General features: G+C 63.1%; 25 protein-coding genes. 8 read left to right on the forward strand and 17 right to left on the reverse strand.

Annotation, left to right across the window (positions count from 1 at the left end):
* Position 1 precedes the first annotated feature (1 nt).
* The 15 genes from rpsM to ACFWP0_RS01745 all read right to left on the reverse strand — a co-directional run bounded on the left by rpsM (position 2) and on the right by ACFWP0_RS01745 (position 7,304).
* Complete coding sequence (rpsM, locus tag ACFWP0_RS01675) at positions 2–367, reverse strand: 30S ribosomal protein S13 (protein ID WP_008168996.1); 366 nt, start codon at positions 365–367, stop codon at positions 2–4.
* A 43-nt stretch (positions 368–410) separates the two neighbouring features.
* The gene (gene rpmJ / locus ACFWP0_RS01680; RefSeq protein ID WP_003806928.1) at positions 411–524 is read right to left on the reverse strand and encodes a 50S ribosomal protein L36; all 114 of its coding nucleotides are present in this window, start codon (positions 522–524) and stop codon (positions 411–413) included.
* A gap of 34 nt (positions 525–558) precedes the next feature.
* Positions 559–777: a translation initiation factor IF-1 gene (infA, locus tag ACFWP0_RS01685; protein WP_003806927.1), complete on the reverse strand. Its 219-nt coding sequence runs from the start codon at positions 775–777 to the stop codon at positions 559–561.
* Positions 778–785: 8 nt separating this feature from the next.
* Complete coding sequence (gene secY / locus ACFWP0_RS01690) at positions 786–2,111, reverse strand: preprotein translocase subunit SecY (RefSeq protein WP_039882533.1); 1,326 nt, start codon at positions 2,109–2,111, stop codon at positions 786–788.
* 13 nt (positions 2,112–2,124) lie between these two features.
* Positions 2,125–2,565 (reverse strand): 50S ribosomal protein L15, encoded by a 441-nt coding sequence (gene rplO / locus ACFWP0_RS01695; RefSeq protein WP_171667056.1) that lies wholly within the window; start codon positions 2,563–2,565, stop codon positions 2,125–2,127.
* Positions 2,566–2,574: 9 nt separating this feature from the next.
* Positions 2,575–2,760, reverse strand: a complete 186-nt coding sequence (rpmD, locus tag ACFWP0_RS01700; RefSeq protein WP_006216520.1) for a 50S ribosomal protein L30 — start codon at positions 2,758–2,760, stop codon at positions 2,575–2,577.
* Positions 2,761–2,763: 3 nt separating this feature from the next.
* Positions 2,764–3,285 carry a 30S ribosomal protein S5 gene (gene rpsE / locus ACFWP0_RS01705; RefSeq protein WP_042795917.1) on the reverse strand — a complete coding sequence of 174 codons (522 nt, stop codon included), beginning with the start codon at positions 3,283–3,285 and terminating at the stop codon, positions 2,764–2,766.
* 15 nt (positions 3,286–3,300) lie between these two features.
* Positions 3,301–3,666, reverse strand: a complete 366-nt coding sequence (rplR, locus tag ACFWP0_RS01710; protein WP_377839276.1) for a 50S ribosomal protein L18 — start codon at positions 3,664–3,666, stop codon at positions 3,301–3,303.
* A gap of 21 nt (positions 3,667–3,687) precedes the next feature.
* Entirely contained in the window at positions 3,688–4,221 is a 534-nt protein-coding gene (gene rplF, locus ACFWP0_RS01715; protein ID WP_377839277.1) for a 50S ribosomal protein L6, read from the reverse strand.
* Positions 4,222–4,233: 12 nt separating this feature from the next.
* Positions 4,234–4,629, reverse strand: a complete 396-nt coding sequence (gene rpsH, locus ACFWP0_RS01720) for a 30S ribosomal protein S8 (RefSeq protein ID WP_006216525.1) — start codon at positions 4,627–4,629, stop codon at positions 4,234–4,236.
* Between the two features lie 10 nt (positions 4,630–4,639).
* Positions 4,640–4,945 (reverse strand): 30S ribosomal protein S14, encoded by a 306-nt coding sequence (rpsN, locus tag ACFWP0_RS01725; RefSeq protein ID WP_006227037.1) that lies wholly within the window; start codon positions 4,943–4,945, stop codon positions 4,640–4,642.
* A gap of 12 nt (positions 4,946–4,957) precedes the next feature.
* Positions 4,958–5,497, reverse strand: coding sequence for a 50S ribosomal protein L5 (gene rplE, locus ACFWP0_RS01730; protein WP_006216529.1), 540 nt, complete (start codon positions 5,495–5,497; stop codon positions 4,958–4,960).
* Positions 5,498–5,509: 12 nt separating this feature from the next.
* Positions 5,510–5,830, reverse strand: a complete 321-nt coding sequence (gene rplX / locus ACFWP0_RS01735; RefSeq protein WP_056571030.1) for a 50S ribosomal protein L24 — start codon at positions 5,828–5,830, stop codon at positions 5,510–5,512.
* An 11-nt stretch (positions 5,831–5,841) separates the two neighbouring features.
* Complete coding sequence (gene rplN / locus ACFWP0_RS01740; RefSeq protein ID WP_006216531.1) at positions 5,842–6,210, reverse strand: 50S ribosomal protein L14; 369 nt, start codon at positions 6,208–6,210, stop codon at positions 5,842–5,844.
* A gap of 341 nt (positions 6,211–6,551) precedes the next feature.
* Positions 6,552–7,304, reverse strand: coding sequence for an aspartyl/asparaginyl beta-hydroxylase domain-containing protein (locus tag ACFWP0_RS01745; RefSeq protein WP_377839278.1), 753 nt, complete (start codon positions 7,302–7,304; stop codon positions 6,552–6,554).
* A gap of 192 nt (positions 7,305–7,496) precedes the next feature.
* Between ACFWP0_RS01745 and ACFWP0_RS01750 the strand changes: the two genes are divergently transcribed.
* Together ACFWP0_RS01750 and ACFWP0_RS01755 are read left to right on the forward strand one after the other, a co-directional pair.
* Positions 7,497–8,924 carry an NAD-dependent succinate-semialdehyde dehydrogenase gene (locus tag ACFWP0_RS01750; protein WP_377839280.1) on the forward strand — a complete coding sequence of 476 codons (1,428 nt, stop codon included), beginning with the start codon at positions 7,497–7,499 and terminating at the stop codon, positions 8,922–8,924.
* A 188-nt stretch (positions 8,925–9,112) separates the two neighbouring features.
* Complete coding sequence (locus tag ACFWP0_RS01755) at positions 9,113–11,278, forward strand: metallophosphoesterase (protein WP_377839281.1); 2,166 nt, start codon at positions 9,113–9,115, stop codon at positions 11,276–11,278.
* Between the two features lie 79 nt (positions 11,279–11,357).
* On the opposite strand, the gene ACFWP0_RS01760 is transcribed toward ACFWP0_RS01755, so the two are convergent.
* The gene (locus ACFWP0_RS01760) at positions 11,358–12,332 is read right to left on the reverse strand and encodes a helix-turn-helix domain-containing protein (RefSeq protein WP_377839282.1); all 975 of its coding nucleotides are present in this window, start codon (positions 12,330–12,332) and stop codon (positions 11,358–11,360) included.
* A 162-nt stretch (positions 12,333–12,494) separates the two neighbouring features.
* On the opposite strand from ACFWP0_RS01760, the gene ACFWP0_RS01765 reads away from it, so the two are divergent.
* From ACFWP0_RS01765 to ACFWP0_RS01790, 6 genes are read left to right on the forward strand one after another with little or no spacing between them, the layout of a single operon-like run.
* Positions 12,495–13,388 (forward strand): alpha/beta fold hydrolase, encoded by an 894-nt coding sequence (locus tag ACFWP0_RS01765; protein ID WP_377839283.1) that lies wholly within the window; start codon positions 12,495–12,497, stop codon positions 13,386–13,388.
* 15 nt (positions 13,389–13,403) lie between these two features.
* On the forward strand, positions 13,404–14,576 hold the full coding sequence (locus tag ACFWP0_RS01770) for a substrate-binding domain-containing protein (protein ID WP_377839284.1): 1,173 nt from the start codon (positions 13,404–13,406) through the stop codon (positions 14,574–14,576).
* Between the two features lie 14 nt (positions 14,577–14,590).
* Positions 14,591–15,361 carry an ABC transporter ATP-binding protein gene (locus tag ACFWP0_RS01775; protein WP_377839285.1) on the forward strand — a complete coding sequence of 257 codons (771 nt, stop codon included), beginning with the start codon at positions 14,591–14,593 and terminating at the stop codon, positions 15,359–15,361.
* Positions 15,358–16,110: an ABC transporter ATP-binding protein gene (locus ACFWP0_RS01780; protein WP_377839287.1), complete on the forward strand. Its 753-nt coding sequence runs from the start codon at positions 15,358–15,360 to the stop codon at positions 16,108–16,110. The genes ACFWP0_RS01775 and ACFWP0_RS01780 overlap by 4 nt, the downstream gene beginning before the upstream one ends.
* Positions 16,107–17,117 carry a branched-chain amino acid ABC transporter permease gene (locus ACFWP0_RS01785; protein WP_377839288.1) on the forward strand — a complete coding sequence of 337 codons (1,011 nt, stop codon included), beginning with the start codon at positions 16,107–16,109 and terminating at the stop codon, positions 17,115–17,117. Before ACFWP0_RS01780 ends, ACFWP0_RS01785 begins: the two co-directional genes overlap by 4 nt.
* Positions 17,118–17,128: 11 nt before the next feature.
* A complete protein-coding gene (locus tag ACFWP0_RS01790; protein WP_377839289.1) occupies positions 17,129–18,196 on the forward strand; it encodes a branched-chain amino acid ABC transporter permease in 1,068 nt (355 codons plus the stop codon).
* A gap of 33 nt (positions 18,197–18,229) precedes the next feature.
* On the opposite strand, the gene ACFWP0_RS01795 is transcribed toward ACFWP0_RS01790, so the two are convergent.
* Complete coding sequence (locus ACFWP0_RS01795; protein ID WP_377839291.1) at positions 18,230–18,775, reverse strand: hypothetical protein; 546 nt, start codon at positions 18,773–18,775, stop codon at positions 18,230–18,232.
* Between the last annotated feature and the right edge of the window lie 98 nt (positions 18,776–18,873).

Below are 18,873 nucleotides of genomic sequence, written 5' to 3' on the forward strand. Positions count from 1 at the left end.
ATTATTTCTTCAGGGACGCAGCAGCACGACGCGGGCCCTTGCGGGTCCGGGCGTTGGTGCGAGTGCGCTGGCCGCGCACGGGCAAACCGCGCTTGTGACGCATACCGCGGTAGGTTCCCAGGTCGATCAAACGCTTGATCGAGAGCTGTACTTCACGACGCAGGTCGCCTTCAACCGTGAACAAACCAACATGTTCGCGGACGCGTTCCAATTCAGCGTCGCTCAGATCCTTGACCTTTTTGTCAAAGGGTACGTTTGCCGCTTCGCAGATTTTGCGAGCGCGCGTACGACCGATGCCAAAAATGGCGGTCAGGCCGATCTCGGCGTGCTGTTGCGGCGGAATGTTAATGCCAGCAATACGGGCCATGACTGTTCCTTGAATAAATCCGTTGCGTAGTCGCTAACCCGAGTTAGCCTTGACGCTGCTTGTGACGCGGGTCGGTGCAGATAACGCGCACCACGCCGTGACGTTTGATAACTTTGCAGTTGCGGCAGATCCGCTTAACCGATGCCATTACTTTCATGGTTGACTCCTAATTTTCCGTAATCCGGTTCCGCTCATTTGGAGCGGAAAACTATCCTGGCTCGCGTCAGATCATAGGGCGTGAGCTCCACTGTGACCTTGTCACCCGGCAGGATCCGGATGTAATGCATACGCATCTTGCCGGAAATATGGCCCAACACCACGTGGCCGTTTTCGAGCTTGACGCGAAATGTCGCGTTCGGGAGGTTCTCAAGAACCTCGCCTTGCATCTGAATGACGTCGTCCTTGGACATTCTTTTGCTTACCGCATCGGCAAACCCGCGCCCTTGAAGTTAGCCTTCTTGAGCAACGAGTCGTACTGGTGAGACATCATGTAGGCCTGAACCTGCGCCATGAAATCCATCGTCACCACCACAATAATCAACAGAGACGTACCACCGAAGTAGAAGGGAACGTTCCAGCGCATCACCAAGAATTCCGGCAACAGGCACACCAACGTGATGTAGATGGCACCTGCGAGCGTCAAACGCATCAGGATCTTGTCGATGTAGCGCGCTGTTTGCTCGCCCGGACGGATGCCCGGAACAAACGCACCACTCTTCTTCAGGTTGTCCGCCGTTTCGCGGCTGTTGAAAACCAGAGCCGTGTAGAAAAAGCAGAAGAAAATAATCGCGACCGAGTACAGCGTGATGTAGAGCGGTTGACGAGGCGACAGGGCCGCAGCCAGGTCGCTAAGCCAGCGCATGTTCTCACTGCTGGAGAACCAGCTCGTGATCGTGGCCGGGAACAGAATGATCGACGATGCGAAGATCGGCGGAATCACCCCTGCCATGTTCAGCTTCAGCGGCAAATGCGAGCTTTGGCCACCGTAGACCTTGTTGCCGACCTGACGCTTGGCGTAGTTCACCGTGATCTTGCGCTGTCCGCGTTCCACGAACACCACAAAAGCGGTAACCAGCACCACCAGAGCCACAATGAACAGTGCCGAAAGCACGGACATCGCGTTGGTGCGGACCAGGTCCAACAGTGCAGCCAGCGCCGCGGGCAGACCCGCAACGATACCTGCGAAGATCAGGATGGAAATCCCGTTGCCAAGACCGCGTTCCGTGATTTGCTCACCCAGCCACATGACGAACATGGTGCCGGTGACCAAAGTCACGACGGTCGTGAAGCGAAACAGCATGCCCGGATCGATCACCAGTCCCTGTTGGGACTCCAACGCCACCGAAATGCCCACTGCTTGCACCAGCGCCAGCACGACAGTGCCGTAGCGGGTGTATTGGGTAATCTTCCGACGTCCGGATTCGCCCTCTTTCTTGAGCGCCTCCAGCGACGGCACCACCACCGACATCAACTGCATGATGATGGATGCCGAAATGTACGGCATGATCCCCAGGGCAAAAATCGAGAAACGCGAGAGCGCCCCGCCCGAGAACATGTTGAACAGGCCCAGGATCCCGCCCTGGTTCTGACGGAACAAGTCCGCCAGCGCATCCGGATTGATACCCGGTACGGGGATGTGTGTACCCAAACGGTAAACCACCAGGGCGAGCACCAGGAACACAAGACGACGCTTCAAATCGCCGTACCGTGCTCCGGTTTTGCCCAATGCCTGCGCGTTAGCCACTCGTCACCTCTGATCAAGCAAGCGAGCCGCCCGCGGCTTCGATGGCGGCGCGAGCGCCGGCCGTCGCGGTAATGCCCTTGAGCACGACCTTGCGCGAGAGTTCACCCGACTTGATGACCTTGGCGTAACGAACCGCCTGGCCAATCACGCCAGCCGCCTTCAGCACTTGCACGTCGATTTCATCGATGGGCAGGGCCTGGAGGTCCGACAAAAGAACTTGGGCATACAGGTGTTGACCCAGCGGGGTGAAACCACGCTTGGGCAGGCGACGTTGCAGCGGCATTTGACCGCCTTCGAAGCCAACCTTATGGAAACCGCCCGAGCGCGACTTCTGACCCTTGTGGCCACGGCCGGCGGTTTTACCCAGACCCGAACCGATGCCACGGCCGACGCGGCGCTTGGCGTGCTTGCTGCCCTCGGCGGGCTTCAGCGAATTAAGTTGCATATCCGACATGGTGATTCCTTAGGCTTCCGAGACGGAAACGAGATAATCCACCTTACGGATCATCCCACGCACCTCGGGCGTATCGACCAGCACGCGGCTGCTGTTGATGCGGCCCAAGCCCAAACCGCGAACCGTATCACGGTGCGATTGCTTGGTACCGATCACCGAGCGCACGAGGGTCACTTTGATCTGCTTCTGAGCCATGATTTACCCCAGGATTTCTTCGACCGACTTGCCGCGCTTGGCAGCAACATCGGCCGGGGTCAGGGAGGCGCGCAGTCCGTTCAACGTGGCGCGAACCATGTTGTAGGGGTTGCTCGAGCCCAGGCTCTTGGCAACCACGTTACGCACACCCATCACTTCAAAAATAGCGCGCATCGGGCCGCCGGCGATAACGCCAGTACCTTCAGCAGCGGGCGAGATCAGCACGGTAGCGGCGCCATGCTTGCCAACCACGGTGTGGTGGAGCGTGCCGTTCTTCAGAGCGACCTTGAACATGCCGCGACGGGCCTGTTCCATAGCCTTCTGAACGGACACCGGCACTTCACGCGCCTTGCCCTTACCCATACCGATGCGGCCATCGCCATCGCCAACCACGGTCAGCGCGGCAAAGCTCATGGTGCGACCACCCTTGACCACTTTGCTCACGCGGTTGACCGCGATCATCTTTTCGCGGAGGCCGTCATCGTTCTCTTTTTCCGCGGCGTTCTTGCCTTGTACTTTAGCCATTTGACAGATCCTCGCTTAGAACTTCAGGCCGGCTTCACGCGCGGCATCGGCCAGCGCTTTCACGCGGCCATGGTAACGAAAGCCCGAGCGATCGAAAGCGACCAGTTCGATACCGGCAGCCTTGGCCTTTTCGGCCACGCGCTTGCCGACCAGCGTAGCAGCGGCTTTGTTGCCGCCCTGGCCGGTTTGACCGGCCAGTTGCGCACGCACTTCGGCTTCCACCGTCGAGGCGCTGACCAGAATGCGATCGCCTTCCGGCGAAATGATGTTGGCGTAGATGTGCTGGTTCGAGCGGAAGATCGAGAGGCGGTGAACGCGCAGCTCGTTGATCTTCCGGCGGGTCGGAACCGCACGACGCAAACGGGAAACTTTTTTGTCCATGATTCGTCCTTGCGTGCGCCGTTATTTCTTCTTGGTTTCTTTGATGACGACGCGTTCGTCCGAGTAACGCACACCCTTGCCCTTGTAGGGTTCGGGTTCGCGGTACGCGCGGATTTCAGCGGCCACCTGACCGACGACTTGCTTGTTGGCGCCCTTGATGACGATTTCCGTCTGGGTGGGGCATTCGGCCTTGATACCGGCCGGCAACTGGTGCAAAACGTCGTGCGAGAAACCGAGCTGCAGCTTAACGGCGTCGCCTTGAATCGAGGCGCGGTAACCCACGCCAACCAGATTCAGCTTGCGCTCGAATCCCTTGCTCACGCCATTGACCATATTGGCCACCAGCGCGCGCACGGTACCCGACATGGCGTTGGCGTGACGCGTTTCGTTGGCGGCGACAAACGTGAGTTTGCCTTCGTCCAGCGAAACCGTGACGTCGCCAGTCAGGGCTTGGGTCAAGGAACCCAACGGGCCCTTGACAGTGATCTGATCCTGCTTGATGTCAGCTTCGACACCCTTGGGCAGTTCGACCGGATACTTAGCGATACGTGACATTCGAATTTCTCCTTAGGCCACGTAGCACAGCACTTCGCCGCCGACGCCGTTGGCGCGAGCCTTACGGTCGGTCATGACGCCGCGCGAGGTCGAAACGATAGCCACGCCCAGGCCGTTCATGACCTGAGGAATGCTGGTACGGCCCTTGTAGATACGCAGCCCAGGACGCGAGACGCGTTCGATGCGCTCGATGACCGGACGGCCAGCGTAGTACTTCAGGGTGATCTCGAGCTCAGGCTTGGCCTGGGTGCCCTTGATTTCAAAGCTGTCGATGTAGCCTTCGTCTTTCAGCACAGCGGCAATAGCCGCCTTCAGCTTCGAGGAGGGCATGCTCACCGTAACTTTGTCCACTTGCTGCGCATTGCGAATGCGGGTCAGCATATCGGCGATGGGATCGCTCATGCTCATATTGTTTCTCCTACCAGCTGGCCTTGGTGATGCCGGGGATTTCGCCCTTCATCGCCATTTCACGCAGTTTGTGGCGCGTCAGGCCGAACTTGCGGAATACACCGCGCGGACGACCGGTGACCACGCAACGGTTACGTTGACGCGTCGGGTTGGCATTGCGCGGCAGCTGTTGCAGCTTGAGCCGAGCTTGGTAACGTTCTTCGTCGGTCTTCGACTGGTCGTCAATGATCGACTTCAACTCAGCGCGCTTCGCAGCGAACTTGTCAGCCAGCTTGGCGCGCTTGATGTCGCGATTGATGAGGGAAAGTTTAGCCACGTCATCAGCCCCTTAGTTACGGAACGGGAAGCTGAAGGCCGTCAACAGCGCCTTGGCTTCTTCGTCGGTCTTCGCGGAGGTGGTGATGCTGATGTTCAGCCCACGCAGCGCGTCGATCTTGTCGTACTCGATTTCGGGGAAAATGATTTGCTCTTTCACCCCGATGTTGTAGTTGCCACGGCCATCGAACGCACGACCCGAGATACCGCGGAAGTCGCGCACGCGAGGCAGCGCAACCGCCACCAGGCGATCCAGGAATTCGTACATGCGTTGACCGCGCAGCGTGACCATGCAACCAATCGGGTAGTTTTCGCGGATCTTGAAACCGGCGATAGCCTTCTTGGTCTTCGTCACGACAGGCTTTTGGCCAGCGATCTTGGTCAGGTCCGACACAGCGTGTTCGATAACCTTCTTATCGGACACGGCTTCCGAGACACCCATGTTCAGGGTGATCTTGGTGATGCGCGGCACTTCCATGACGCTCTTGTAGCCAAACTTGGCCTGCAGGTCGCCAGCGACCTTGCTCTTGTAGAAATCTTGCAAACGAGACATGTCTATCGCCCCTTACGCCTTGGCGCCGACAACGGCACCATTGGAACGGAACACGCGGACCTTGCGACCTTCGACTTCTTGAACGCCCACGCGGTCGCCACGACCGGTTGCGGGGTTGAAGAGCGCCACATTCGAGATGTGGATCGGCATGGTCTTTTCGACAATCCCGCCCGGGTTGTTAGCCATCGGGTTGGCTTTCACGTGCTTCTTGGCAACATTGACGCCTTCGACCAGGACGTGGTCGGCATCAACACGGGCCAGCACGGTACCGCGACGCTTCTTGTCGCGGCCGGTCAGGACGATGACTTCGTCGCCTTTACGAATGTTGTTCATCGTAGGGCTCCTTACAGCACTTCCGGGGCCAACGACACGATCTTCATGAACTTCTCGGTACGCAGTTCACGCGTAACGGGTCCGAAGATGCGGGTGCCGATAGGCTCCAGCTTGGCGTTGAGCAACACGGCGGCATTGCCACCGAAACGAATCAGCGAACCGTCTTTACGGCGCACGCCCTTGGCGGTACGAACCACCACGGCATTGTAAATTTCGCCTTTCTTGACGCGTCCGCGCGGAGCCGCATCTTTGACGCTCACCTTGATGATGTCGCCGATACCGGCATAACGGCGCTTGGAGCCACCGAGCACCTTAATGCACATGACATGACGCGCACCAGTGTTATCGGCCACGTCCAGCGTGGTCTGCATTTGGATCATGATTTTTCCTGTTCCAACTTAACTGGAAATACGGTTTTCCCAACAAGGGAACACTGCAATTCCTGCCAGTTTTGGTCCCGTCAGGTCTGCCGCCCTGCTTTTTTGTCGGCAAGTCCACAACATCTGGACCAGCAACTGGTTGGCAACGCAACGACCCTGGGTTGAAATCCTGCGGGTATTCCCCCAACACGTTCACCTAGCCTTCGGTTAAGTGAATCGACAATCTGGGAAAGCTGATCATTCTAGCGTGGTTAAATTTTGAGCGCAAGCACTTTGTTGGCATAACGCACAAAAGACCACGCCCCTCTAGAAGAGGAATGGTTTACGGGCTATCCGCCCCCTTATTTTTGGCGGTAGTAGCCCTTCTCCCAGGCGTCATGATTGGCCTTGCCGCGCCGGATTTCGTCCGTGAACGGCGCCGCCATGAGCACCAGGCGATTCAACCATTTTACAGGAACCCGGCAGGGGCGCTCGAAGTCCACGAACAGCACGGCCCGCAGCCCGTCGGTGTCATTGTGCACCTGGTGGGGGTACAGGTCGTCGAACACCACGGCCCGCCCCTCCCTCCAGCTGTAGCGCTCACCCCCGACCTCGATCCAGCACCGCTCGGCGGGTTCGGGAACCACCAGGCCCAGGTGCAACCGCAACACGCCGTTGTACGGGCCGGTGTGCAGCGGGATGCGCTTGCCTGGCTCGAGGATGGAGAAGAACGCGGTGCGGATGCCCGGTATGCCCTTGAGCGCCCGGGCGGTGGCCGGGCAGCGCGCCAGGTTGCGGGCCGAACGCAGGCCGTAGCCCATGAAGACAAAGGTCTTCCATTGATCGTCGGACGTGATCATGCCCACGTCCGGGGAAATCTCGTGGAAGGCCGGCAGATGCTGGCGTTCGGAGAGCAGTTCCGCCAGTTCGGCGCGGATGGCCGGCGCCTGCGCTTCCAGGGCAGCCACCCACGGAAACTGGCTGTTCTCAAAAATGGGCTTGTCTCCCACCAGCGAGGCCTGCGCGATGCGGTGGCGCAACCAATCTATGAAGCGGAAAAGGGCCCGGGAATACACACTGGGCTTGGCGGCCGGACGCACATCGACGGGTTGCACGATAGGTATCGGGATGGACAGCCAAAGGTTCCCCATTTTGTCCATCGCGGCGCGCGCATGCAAGCGCTGCGCGCCGCCATTGGCTCCAAGCGTCCGCCCGGGAGTGGACCTCCCCGCCGGGTGGAAGCTGGTTTAGACTGCCGTGGGCGACAGCGATCGCTATCCACTCCTATTTCGCAAGGAACGACAGGCATGTATGAACAGTTGGCGCTGTATATCGACGGCGAATTCGTCGCCGGCGAGGGCAGGCGCACCCAGGACGTCATCAACCCGGCCACGCTCGAAGTGCTCGGCCAGCTGCCCCACGCCACCGAAGCGGATCTGGATCGCGCGCTAGCCGCCGCCCAGCGCGCCTTCGAATCGTGGAAGAAATCGTCGCCCATGGACCGCTCGGCCATCCTGCGCAAGGTCGCCACGCTGTCGCGCGAGCGCGCCAAGGAAATCGGCCGCAACATGACGCTGGACCAGGGCAAGCCGCTGGCCGAAGCCGTGGGCGAAGTCACCTCCTGCGCCGAGCATGCCGATTGGCACGCCGAGGAATGCCGCCGCATCTACGGCCGCGTGATCCAGCCGCGCAACCCCGATGTCCGCCAGATCGTCGTGCGCGAGCCCATCGGCGTCTGCGCCGCGTTCACGCCCTGGAACTTCCCGTACAACCAGGCCATCCGCAAGATCGCCGCCGCGATCGGCGCCGGCTGCACGGTGGTGCTGAAGGGCCCCGAGGATTCGCCCAGCGCGGTCATGGCGATCGCCCGCATGTTCCATGACGCAGGCTTGCCCAAGGGCTGCCTGAACGTCGTGTGGGGCGAACCCGCCAAGATCTCCGACTACCTGATCCGTTCGCCGATCGTGCGCAAGGTGTCCTTCACCGGTTCCGTGCCGGTAGGCAAGCAGCTGGCCGCACTGGCCGGCGCGCACATGAAGCGCGTCACCATGGAATTGGGCGGCCACTCGCCCGTGCTGGTGTTCGACGACGCCGACATCGATCGCGCCGCCGAGATGCTGGCCAAGTTCAAGGTGCGCAACGCCGGCCAGGTCTGCGTGTCGCCCACCCGCTTCTACGTGCAGAACGGCGCCTACGAGCAGTTCCTGGCGCGCTTTAGCGATGTGCTGAAGAACATCAAGGTCGGCGACGGCCTGGAAGCCGGCACCGACATGGGCCCGCTGGCGCACGAACGCCGCGTGCCCGCCATGAGCGCCTTCATCGACGACGCCAAGAAGCACGGCGGCAAGGTGGTGGTCGGCGGCGGCCCGCTGGATCGCAAGGGCTTCTTCTTCGCCCCCACGGTCGTGACGGATCTTCCCGACAACTCCATGCTGATGACCGAAGAGCCCTTCGGTCCGGTCGCGCCGGTCGTCCGCTTCACCGACACCGATGAAGTCCTGCGCCGCGCCAACAGCCTGCCCTTCGGTCTGTCGTCCTACGTGTTCACGAACTCGCTCAAGACGGCGACCAAGGTCTCCAACGGCCTGGAGGCCGGCATGGTGAACATCAACCACTTCGGCAGCGCGCTGGCAGAGACGCCGTTTGGCGGCATCAAGGACAGCGGCATCGGCAGCGAAGGCGGTACGGAAACGTTCGAAGGCTACCTGGTCACGAAGTTCATCACGCACATCTGACCTCGCATCCGCAGTGCAGAAAGCCCCGCTTGCGGGGCTTTTTTTCGTCTGTCGCGGCCAGGCCGCGATTCGAAAGCCATTCATCACGCTGTCATCCGTGTCGGGGAGCATTGCGTCCCTTACAGGCAGCTGATCCCCGCAACAGGAGGACGCTGCGCCACGACAAAGTCCCAGGAATTCAAAGCACAATGACCCCGCTTCCACGCTATGCCCGCACGGCAGGCGCCATCGCTCTCGTGACCTTGCTTGCCGCCTGCGGCGGCGACAAGGACGACGACAAGTCCCCGGTGGCCGAAGTGCCGCCCGTCACGGAAACGCCGGCCCAGCCGCCCGCCCCCGTGCAGGTCGCGTTCATGCCCGACATCCATTTCCACGATGTCTACGCCGACTTCAAGGACGGCTCGTTCCCGGGCATCCCCAATCCGAAGGTGGGCGACAACGCCACGATCCGGACGATGTACGCGCAATTGACGTCCACGCGCCTGTTCAACGAAAACTACTTCGCCTTCCTGGCGGCGTTGAATGACGCAGTCGCGCGCGGCGTGAAGTACATCGCGCTGCCGGGCGACTTCTCGGACGACGGCCAACCCGTGCACATGCGGGGCCTGGTCAAGATCATGGACGAATACTCGAAGAAGCACGGCATCCAGTTCTTCGCCGCGCCGGGCAACCACGACCCCAACCGCCCCTTCAACCAGGCCGCGGGAAAAAGCGACTACCTGGGCCTGGACCCGGCGACCAACGCGATCGGCTTCTCGCAGCCCATCTACAGCCGCGGCGGCAACGCCGCGTGCAGCACGCCCTACAGCGGCGACTGGGCGCGCGTGGGCAATACGTACTGCACTGAGGAAGTGCTGCACATGGGCTACGCCGGCATCACCGACGCGCTCAAGCAGCACGGTTTCATGCCCCAGCCGCAGAACGTGTATTACGAGACCCCGTACAGCACCTACAAGTACGACGACTACGACTACACCACCGCGCTGGCGCAGGCCAACTGGACCAACCGCCAGTACGAGATCTGCGCGGAAGGCACCGGGGGCCCGAACAAGCCGCAAAACTACACGCTGTGCAAGATGGTGCCGGACACCTCTTACGTGGTCGAACCCGTGAAGGGCGTTTGGCTGGTCGGCCTGGACGCCAACGTCTATGTTCCCACGGGCATGGGCGCGAACGACTTCACCGGCTCGGGCGACCAGGGCTACAACAAGATGCTCACGCACAAGGCCCACGTCATCAAATGGCTGGCCGACGTCGTGGCCCGCGGCAAGGCGCAAGGCAAGCAGGTCATCGCCTTCAGCCACTTCCCGATGTCGGAGTTCTTCAACGGGGCGTCCGATGACATCGAGGCGCTGCTGGGCGCCAACAAGATGCAGATGATCCGCCGCCCCGCGGAAAACACCACCCGCGCGCTGGCCGAGACCGGCTTGAAGGTGCACGTGGGCGGCCACATGCACTTCAATGACATGGCCTTGCGCAACTACGGCGGCGACTCGGCGCTATTCAACATCCAGGCGCCTTCCATGGCGGCCTACGTGCCCGCCTACAAGCTCATGACGCTGCAGAGCGCCGACGAGATCGAAGTGCAGACCATCCGGCTCGACAAGGTGCCGCGCTTTGACGAACTGTTCGACCTCTACCGCGCCGAGAACGCCTATGACACGCCGCCGCGCTGGGACGTGTCGATCCTGGACGCCACGGACTACGGCGACTTCACCTATCGCTACATGAGCGAACTGGTGCGCCTGCGCCTGCTCAATGACGATTGGCGCTGCGAGATGCGCGAACTGGTCAAGAGCCCCCTGACGGGCGCCGACCTGCTGACGCTGTCGCAGCTGCAGACGACCGTTACGCTCAAGGAGCTGGCGAACACCGGCAACCAGAACAATCTGAGTTCGGCCTTCTTCGCCTGCCTCGCCGACGGCGGCGGCAGCGGCGCCGGCAACCCGGCCTACGCCTCCAATCTGGCCGATGCCCAGTCCCGCGCGCAGGCCCTCGCCCAGGCCAACGGCATGCAGCTGGCGGACTTTGCGCAGTGGAATGCCCTGGAGCTGGCGGGAGACTTCGTGCGCCTGGCCAATGCCGGCGACCTGGCATTCGCCGACATCCCCGCTCAACGCGCCAGCCAGTACAAGCTGCTGGCCCAGGCGCTGGCCCAGACCAACGCCGCGGTGCAGATGAACGGCAACAGCGTCAGCAACGCCAACACGCTGGCCGACCTGTTCAAGGCCCGCTTCAAGCCGCTGATGGCGATCATGCTCAAGCTTGCCAGCGGCGCGCCTTCGGAGCATATCCGCCTGGACCTGAAGAGCAACAGCATCGCCGACCTCTCGAACCAGCCCTCGCCGTTCTGAGCCAGGTTCGCCCGTCTTGATGCGCCAGCGGCCCCCCCGAGGCGGGCCGCTTCTTTTTCCCGGCCCGCGCCAGGCGGAATCAGGCCCGCGGCGCCTGGCCGCCCGCCCGCATATCGCGCGGCGTCATGCCGAAGCGCTGCTTGAACAGCCGGCTGAAATGCGAGGGATGGGAAAACCCGACCTGATAGGCGAGTTCGGCGATGCCCCGATGGCGGTGCTGCGGGTTCAGCAGCAGTTCGCGGCACCTGTCCAGCCGCTGATCGAAGATGAACGACTCCGCCGACAGGCCGCCGGCGCGCAGGATGCGATGGAGATACGCAACCGACACGCCACAGCCCTGCGCCACCTGTAGCGGCGACAATGTCGGGTCCGCAAGATGCTGGCGAATGTAGGCCAGGACGCGCGCCCGATGCGCCACCGTGACGCTGCTGTCCGATTCCGACGCGGGCCCCTGCCCCGGCTGCACCAGAAACAGGACGATCAGGTCGATCAGGCGTTCGCCCAGCTCGGCAACCTCGCCGTCGGACCAGCCGTCCATGCCCTTGAACAGATGGTCCATGTAGCTGGCGAGCAACGCCCCGCGGGGCGATCCGTCATCCGTGCGAAGCTTGTAGAAGGCGCCGATGCGCGAATCCCGCTGCGATAGCGCGCTGCGCGGAAACGACACGCTCAGGCTGCGATAGCCCGCCTCCCCCTGCGCCGTCGCCTGGTAGGGCAGGCTTTGGTTCATCAGGTACACGCAGCCGGGCTCGACCTGGAATTCGCGCCCCTGCTGCCGCACAGCCAGAGGTCCCGCCAGCGGCAGGCCGAAGGTATAGAACTCCTGGTCCAGCCGGGACACGTTGCCGGCCGTGCGTTCCAGCTTTTGCCCCTGATAGTGCAGGTCATTGAACTGCAGGCTGGCGCGGCGCGCGTAACGAACATGCCCCGCGAAGCTGTCCGGCTTTCCGCCATGCACCTCGAACGGACCGAAGGCATTGGAGAGCGCGGCGCGCCATTGCTCGCGCCGGTCGGCACCGGCGCTGGCCGAAATGGCGAATTCCGTATCGGGCATGGCGCGGTCTCCTGGCACGCGGGGGGCATGCGCAAATTGATCTTGCGTCTACATATTCTTGACTCACCCTGCTTGGGGCGGCGGGCGCATTGTGGACGCGCCTGCCGCAAGTCTATATTCAGCCCGATAAGCACACAACCTGGACAACCCGGGAGGAGACTCATGGCACACGCGTGCGCGGCGGCTACCCGCCACACGCCGGCTTCGCACTATCTGCGCTGCGAGGGCCGCGAGCTGCATTACACGGAATGGGGCGCAACCGATGCGCCCCCCATCATCATGTGGCACGGCCTGGCCCGCACCGGCCGCGATTTCGACGAGCTGGCGCAGGCGCTGGCGGACGACTATCGCATCATCTGTCCCGACACGATCGGACGCGGCCTGTCGCAATGGAGCCCCAACCCGGTGGCCGAATACCGGCTGGACTTCTACGCCGCGCTCGCGCGCGCCCTGCTGGACGGCCTGTCGCTTCCGCGCGTGCGCTGGGTAGGCACGTCCATGGGCGGCGCGACCGGCATGCATGCCGCGGCCGGAACCTTGCGCGACCGCATCTCGCATCTGGTGGTCAACGATATCGGGCCCGAACTGCCGCGGCCCGCCGTCGAGCGCATTGTGGAGTATGCCGGCAATCCGCCCGCCTTCGACACGGTCACCGAACTGGAAGCCTGGCTGCGCGTCGCCTACAAGCCCTATGGCTGGCAAAGCGACGAGCAATGGCGCAGGATGGCCGAGACCTCCATGCGCCGACTGCCGGACGGCCGCGTCACCGTGCATTACGACCCGGCTATCGTGGGGCAGTTCAGCCACCATCCCAACGACTACGACCGCTGGAGCGGCTACGACTCGCTGCGCATGCCCCTCCTGCTTTTGCGCGGCGCCGACTCGGATCTTCTGCTGCCCGAGGTCGCCCACGCCATGACCGAGCGCGGACCGCGCGCGCTACGCATCGACTTTCCCGATTGCGGCCACGCCCCCGCCTTGAACGTGGCTCCCCAAATCGAAGCCATCCGCCAATTTCTCGCCAGGCCGGATATCTCGGCCGTCCGTGCCCACTGATACCAGGAGACTCCCATGAAACGCATTCTGCTCGCCGCGCTGGCCGGCCTTTGCATGAGTTCCGCGGTTGCGGCGAAGGATTTCGTCGTAGCCCACGTCTATGACAAGACAGGGCCGCTGGAGGCCTATGCCAAGCAGACCCAGAACGGCCTGATGCTGGGCCTGGAATACGCCACGCAGGGCACCATGACGGTGGCCGGCCGCAAGATCCGCGTCATCGAAAAGGACAACCAGGGCAAGCCGGATGTCGCCCGCGCGCAACTTGCTTCCGCCTACGCCGACGACAACGCCGACATCGCAGTCGGCCCCACGTCGTCGGGCGTGGCGCTCGCCATGCTGCCGATCGCCGAAGAGTACGAAAAGATCCTGCTGGTCGAGCCTGCCGTGGCGGATTCGATCACCGGCGAAAAATGGAACAAGTACATCTTCCGCACGGGCCGCAATTCTTCGCAGGACGCCATCGCCAACGCGGTCGCGTTCGACCAGGCCGGAACGTCGATCGCCATGCTGGCGCAGGACTATGCCTTTGGCCGCGACGGGGTCAAGGCGTTCAAGGGCGCGCTGAAGAACGCCAAGATCGTGCACGAGGAGTACCTCCCCGCCAATGCCACCGACTTCACCGCAGGCGCGCAGCGCCTGTTCGATTCGCTGAAGGACAAGCCGGGCCGCAAGATCATCTTCATCCTCTGGGCCGGGGCGGGCAATCCGTTCAAGATCGCCGACCTTGATCCCAAGCGCTTCGGCATCGAGATCGCCACGGGCGGCAATACGCTGGCGGCCATGACGCCGCTGAAGGCGCTGGCGGGCATGGAAGGCGCCACCTATTACTACTACGGCATTCCCAAGAATCCGATCAATGATTGGCTGGTGGCCGAACATCAGAAGCGCTTTGGCCAGCCGCCGGACTTCTTCACGGCGGGCGGCATGGCCTCGGGCATCGCCATCGTGACTGCGCTGACCAAGACGGCGGGCGACTCCAATACCGACAAGCTGATCAAGGCCATGGAAGGCATGAGCTTCGACACGCCCAAGGGCAAGATGACGTTCCGGCCCGAGGACCATCAGGCCATGCAGTCCATGTACCACTTCCGCATCAAGAATGATCCGTCGGTGCAGTGGGCGGTCCAGGATCTGGTCAAGGAAATCACGCCCGACCAGATGGCCGTTCCGATCCAGAACAAGCGTTAGTCCCCGCCCTGCCCATGCTGGAAACCCAATCGCTCACCGTCCGTTTTGGCGGACATGTGGCCGTCAACGATGTCAACTGCGCCTACGCGCCCGGCACGCTGACGGCCATAGTCGGCCCTAACGGCGCGGGCAAGACCACCTACTTCAATCTCATCTCCGGCCAGCTGCGCGCAAGCGCGGGCGCGGTGCGCCTGAACGGGCGCGACCTTACGTCGCTTTCGGCGCCTGCACGCATGCACGCCGGCCTGGGCCGCGCGTTCCAGCTGACGCAGCTGTTCCCGCGCTTGAGCGTGCACGAGAATGTCCGGCTTGCCCTGCAATCGCGTCAGCAAGGGATGGGCTGGCGGCAGATTCGCTTCTGGCGCACCTGGAATGACGACCGCGGGCTGATGGAACGCGCCGATGCGCTGCTTGCGCGCACGCGTCTGACGGCGCGCCGCGACCAGGCGGCCGCGGACCTGCCGCACGGCGATCAGCGCAAGCTGGAAATCGCCATGCTCATCGCGCTGGAGCCGCTGGTGTTCATGTTCGATGAGCCCACCGCCGGCATGAGCGTGGACGACGTGCCCGTCGTGCTGGACCTGATCCGCGAGATCAAGAACGATCCCTCGAAGACGATACTGCTCGTGGAGCACAAGATGGACGTCGTGCGCGAGCTTGCCGACCGCATCGTCGTGCTGCACAACGGCCGGCTGATGGCGGACGGAGACCCCGCGGAGGTCATCGCATCGCCCATTGTGCAGCAGGCCTATCTCGGCATCATCCCCGTGGAGAAAGCCGCATGAGCGCGCGCCCTCTCCTGGAACTGAAGGATGTGCATACGCATATCGGCGCCTATCACATCCTGCATGGCGTGGACCTGTCCGTGCCCCCCGCGGCCGTGACCATGCTGCTCGGGCGCAATGGCGCCGGCAAGACGACCACGCTGCGCACGATCATGGGCTTGTGGCGCGCCTCGCAAGGCCAGGTGAGCTTTGACGGCGCACCCGTCGGCGGGCCGGGCACGCGCACGTCGCCCCCAGACATGGCGCGCATGGGCATCGCCTACGTGCCCGAGAACATGGGCATCTTCGGCGACCTCTCCGTGAAAGAGAACATCCTGCTGGCGGCCCGCCAGGCCAAGAACGCCAGCCAGCTGGACACTGCCCGGCTGGAATGGATCTTCGGCTTCTTTCCCGCCTTGAAGAAGTTCTGGCTGCATCCTGCCGGCAAGCTCTCCGGCGGCCAGAAGCAGATGCTGGCGGTGGCGCGCGCCATCATCGAGCCGCGCCGCCTGCTGCTGGTGGACGAACCCAGCAAGGGGCTCGCCCCCGCCATCATCCAGAACATGATCGACGCCTTCATCGAACTCAAGCAGGCGTCCACCACCATCCTGCTGGTCGAGCAGAATTTCAACTTCGCCCGCCTGCTTGGCGATCACGTCGCGGTCATGGACAACGGCCGGGTTGTCCACGCCGGCAGCATGGACGCGCTGGCGGCGGACGATGCGCTGCAGACGCGCCTGCTGGGCCTGTCACTGGGAAGCCACCAATGAGTACGCCAGACATCGACGCCCCGCTGCCGCGCGCGCGCACGGACCTGCGCCCCATCCTGCTGGTGCTGGCGCTGGCCGCCATCGCCCTCCCGCTGGTGGGATCGTTCTCCACCTGGGTCACCCTGACCATCGCAGGCCTGGCCATGGGCATGATCATCTTCATCGTGGCCTCGGGCATGACGCTCGTCTTCGGCCTGATGGACGTGCTGAACTTCGGGCATGGCCTCTTTATCGCCATCGGCGCATACATGGCGGCAACCGTTCTGGGCTCCATGGCCGACTGGACGCAGTCCGGCAGCCTATGGACAAACCTGGCCGCGGTGTTGCCGGCCATGATCGTGGGCATGCTGGTGGCGGGCGCGGTGGGCCTGGCGTTCGAGCGCGTGATCGTGCGGCCCGTCTACGGCCAGCACCTCAAGCAGATCCTGATCACCATGGGCGGCATGATCATCGGCGAGGAAATCATCAAGATGCTGTGGGGGCCGCAGACCATTGCTCTGCCATTGCCCGAAACGCTGCGCGGCGCGTTCCTGCTAGGCGACGCGGCCGTCGAGAAGTTCCGGATCGTGGCGCTGGTGGTGGGCCTGCTGGTGCTGGGCGGCATGCTGTGGCTGCTCAACCGCACCAAGCTGGGCCTCCTGATCCGCGCGGGCGTGGAAGATCGCGAAATGGTCGAAAGCCTGGGATATCGCATCCGCCATCTGTTCGTCGGCGTGTTTGTCGCGGGTTCGATGCTGGCGGGGCTGGGCGGCGTGCTGTGGGGCATGTACCAGCAGTCCATCGTGCCGCAATTGGGCGCGCAGGTAAACGTGCTGATCTTCATCGTCATCATGATCGGCGGCCTGGGCTCCACCGTGGGCTGCCTCATCGGCGCGCTGCTGGTCGGCCTGATGGCCAACTACACCGGCTTCCTGTTGCCCAAGGCTGCCCTGTTCTCGAACATCGCGCTGATGGTCGCCATTTTGCTATGGCGCCCGCAAGGTGTGTATCCGGTCACGAATCGCTAGGAGACGCCGACATGTCGCTACGCCTGCTTTCCGGCGATCCCCCGCGCAGCGCCCTGCTCGCGCTCTTGCTCATCGCGATCGTGGCCGCGCTGGCCGCGGCGCCCTTTCTGTTTCCCGGTCCCAAGTCGCTGGCGGTGGCCGCCAAGATCCTGGTGTTCGTGATCCTGGTCGCCAGCTATGACCTGCTGCTGGGCTACACCGGCATCGTCAGCTTCGCGCACACCATGTTCTTCGGGATCGGCGCCTATGGCGTGGCGATCGCCAGCGTGCGGATGGAGCCAGGCTGGACCGCGGTGTTCGCGGGCGTGGGCGGCGGACTGGCGGTTTCGCTTGCCTTTGCCCTGCTGATCGGCCTGGCCAGCCTGCGCGTGCGCGCCATCTTCTACGCCATGATCACGCTGGCGGTGGCCGCCGCCTTTCAGACGCTGGTATCGCAGCTGTCGGACCTGACGGGCGGCGAGGACGGCCTGAACTTCAAGGTGCCGCAGATGCTGCGGCCGGCGTTCCGACCGCTGTCGGAACCGCTGTTCGGGGTCACCGTCGACGGCCGCATCATCACCTACTATCTGATCGCCGCGGTTTGCCTGGTGTTGTTCCTGGCGCTGCTGCGCATCGTCAATTCTCCGTTCGGCCGCGTGCTGCAGGCCATTCGCGAGAATCCCTTCCGCGCCGAAGCCATCGGCTATCGGACGGTGCTGTACCGCAGCCTGTCCAACCTGCTGGCGGCTGCCTTCGCCACGCTTGCGGGCGCAATGTACGCGCTATGGCTGCGCTACAACGGCCCGGACACCTCGCTGTCGTTCGAGATCATGCTCAATATTCTGCTGATGGTAGTGATCGGCGGCATGGGAACGATGTACGGCGCCGTGGTGGGCGCCAGCCTGTTCGTGTTCGCGCAGAGCTATCTGCAGGACGGGCTGCATGTAATCCACGATGCGGTTGCAAGCGCGGCGCCGCTTGCGCTGCTGTTCGAGCCGGACCGCTGGCTGCTGTGGCTGGGCATCCTGTTCGTGCTGGCGGTGTACTACTTCCCGACAGGAGTCGCGGGACGGCTGCGGGAGCTGGCGCGGCGGGCTTAGGAGGCAATGCGCCGTGGACGGCGCGCCGTGCAGCTAACGTCCGCTCTGCCTGAGCGTGTCCGCATCCCGCCGCAGTCCATTGACCCGCCGCTGCATCTCATCCACGCTTCTGCGCGTGTCCCCGTTGCTGCGATCGAGCTGCGAGCCGGATGGAGCGGGAGCCAGCCGCGGCATGTTCATGGGCGCGCCGGGGTTCAGCGGGATCATGGCTGGCGGGTGCGGATCCGCGGCTGCCGGCGTCCCGCTCAACAGACGCTGCAGCATATGCAACTGATCGCGTTGCGCCTGAAGCGCGCGTTCCTGGTCCAGCAGGGCCTGCTCATTCTCATCGTCCGTGCCGAAGATCGCTGCGTGGTCCATGGACAGGCCGTCCAGCCGCACGCGAGGATCCGGTCCGGCGTTCAACACGCTCTTGCCGATGGCCGTCGGATCCGTGGCGGGCGCGGTCTCGGGAGGCGGCGTCGCGCCTGGCGCCGGGCTCGCCGAACCTGGCGCAATCGGACCGGGGCCTTGCGCAAACGTCGCCGGCGCTATCCCCAGCCCGCCCGCGATAAGGAGTCCGAGCCGGACCGCCCTCATGAACCCGCGCATGATGTCCTCTGATTTCCACAAAGTCGAAGCTAAAAAAAAACGGCAAGGGGTTTAGCCCTTGCCGCTTTATATCAGAACGGCGAACC

Source organism: Achromobacter sp. NPDC058515 (genome assembly GCF_042721735.1).
Lineage (GTDB): Bacteria > Pseudomonadota > Gammaproteobacteria > Burkholderiales > Burkholderiaceae_B > Achromobacter.

Coding starts and splice junctions, on each gene's coding strand:
- rpsM (WP_008168996.1), bottom strand. CDS start 367: ATGGCCCGTATTGCTGGCATTAACATTCCGCCGCAACAGCACGCCGAG.
- rpmJ (WP_003806928.1), bottom strand. CDS start 524: ATGAAAGTAATGGCATCGGTTAAGCGGATCTGCCGCAACTGCAAAGTT.
- infA (WP_003806927.1), bottom strand. CDS start 777: ATGTCCAAGGACGACGTCATTCAGATGCAAGGCGAGGTTCTTGAGAAC.
- rplO (WP_171667056.1), bottom strand. CDS start 2,565: ATGTCGGATATGCAACTTAATTCGCTGAAGCCCGCCGAGGGCAGCAAG.
- rpmD (WP_006216520.1), bottom strand. CDS start 2,760: ATGGCTCAGAAGCAGATCAAAGTGACCCTCGTGCGCTCGGTGATCGGT.
- rpsE (WP_042795917.1), bottom strand. CDS start 3,285: ATGGCTAAAGTACAAGGCAAGAACGCCGCGGAAAAAGAGAACGATGAC.
- rplR (WP_377839276.1), bottom strand. CDS start 3,666: ATGGACAAAAAAGTTTCCCGTTTGCGTCGTGCGGTTCCGACCCGCCGG.
- rplF (WP_377839277.1), bottom strand. CDS start 4,221: ATGTCACGTATCGCTAAGTATCCGGTCGAACTGCCCAAGGGTGTCGAA.
- rpsH (WP_006216525.1), bottom strand. CDS start 4,629: ATGAGCATGAGCGATCCCATCGCCGATATGCTGACCCGCATTCGCAAT.
- rplE (WP_006216529.1), bottom strand. CDS start 5,497: ATGTCTCGTTTGCAAGATTTCTACAAGAGCAAGGTCGCTGGCGACCTG.
- rplX (WP_056571030.1), bottom strand. CDS start 5,830: ATGAACAACATTCGTAAAGGCGACGAAGTCATCGTCCTGACCGGCCGC.
- rplN (WP_006216531.1), bottom strand. CDS start 6,210: ATGATCCAAATGCAGACCACGCTGGACGTGGCCGATAACACTGGTGCG.
- ACFWP0_RS01750 (WP_377839280.1), top strand. CDS start 7,497: ATGTATGAACAGTTGGCGCTGTATATCGACGGCGAATTCGTCGCCGGC.
- ACFWP0_RS01755 (WP_377839281.1), top strand. CDS start 9,113: ATGACCCCGCTTCCACGCTATGCCCGCACGGCAGGCGCCATCGCTCTC.
- ACFWP0_RS01760 (WP_377839282.1), bottom strand. CDS start 12,332: ATGCCCGATACGGAATTCGCCATTTCGGCCAGCGCCGGTGCCGACCGG.
- ACFWP0_RS01765 (WP_377839283.1), top strand. CDS start 12,495: ATGGCACACGCGTGCGCGGCGGCTACCCGCCACACGCCGGCTTCGCAC.
- ACFWP0_RS01770 (WP_377839284.1), top strand. CDS start 13,404: ATGAAACGCATTCTGCTCGCCGCGCTGGCCGGCCTTTGCATGAGTTCC.
- ACFWP0_RS01775 (WP_377839285.1), top strand. CDS start 14,591: ATGCTGGAAACCCAATCGCTCACCGTCCGTTTTGGCGGACATGTGGCC.
- ACFWP0_RS01780 (WP_377839287.1), top strand. CDS start 15,358: ATGAGCGCGCGCCCTCTCCTGGAACTGAAGGATGTGCATACGCATATC.
- ACFWP0_RS01785 (WP_377839288.1), top strand. CDS start 16,107: ATGAGTACGCCAGACATCGACGCCCCGCTGCCGCGCGCGCGCACGGAC.
- ACFWP0_RS01790 (WP_377839289.1), top strand. CDS start 17,129: ATGTCGCTACGCCTGCTTTCCGGCGATCCCCCGCGCAGCGCCCTGCTC.
- ACFWP0_RS01795 (WP_377839291.1), bottom strand. CDS start 18,775: ATGAGGGCGGTCCGGCTCGGACTCCTTATCGCGGGCGGGCTGGGGATA.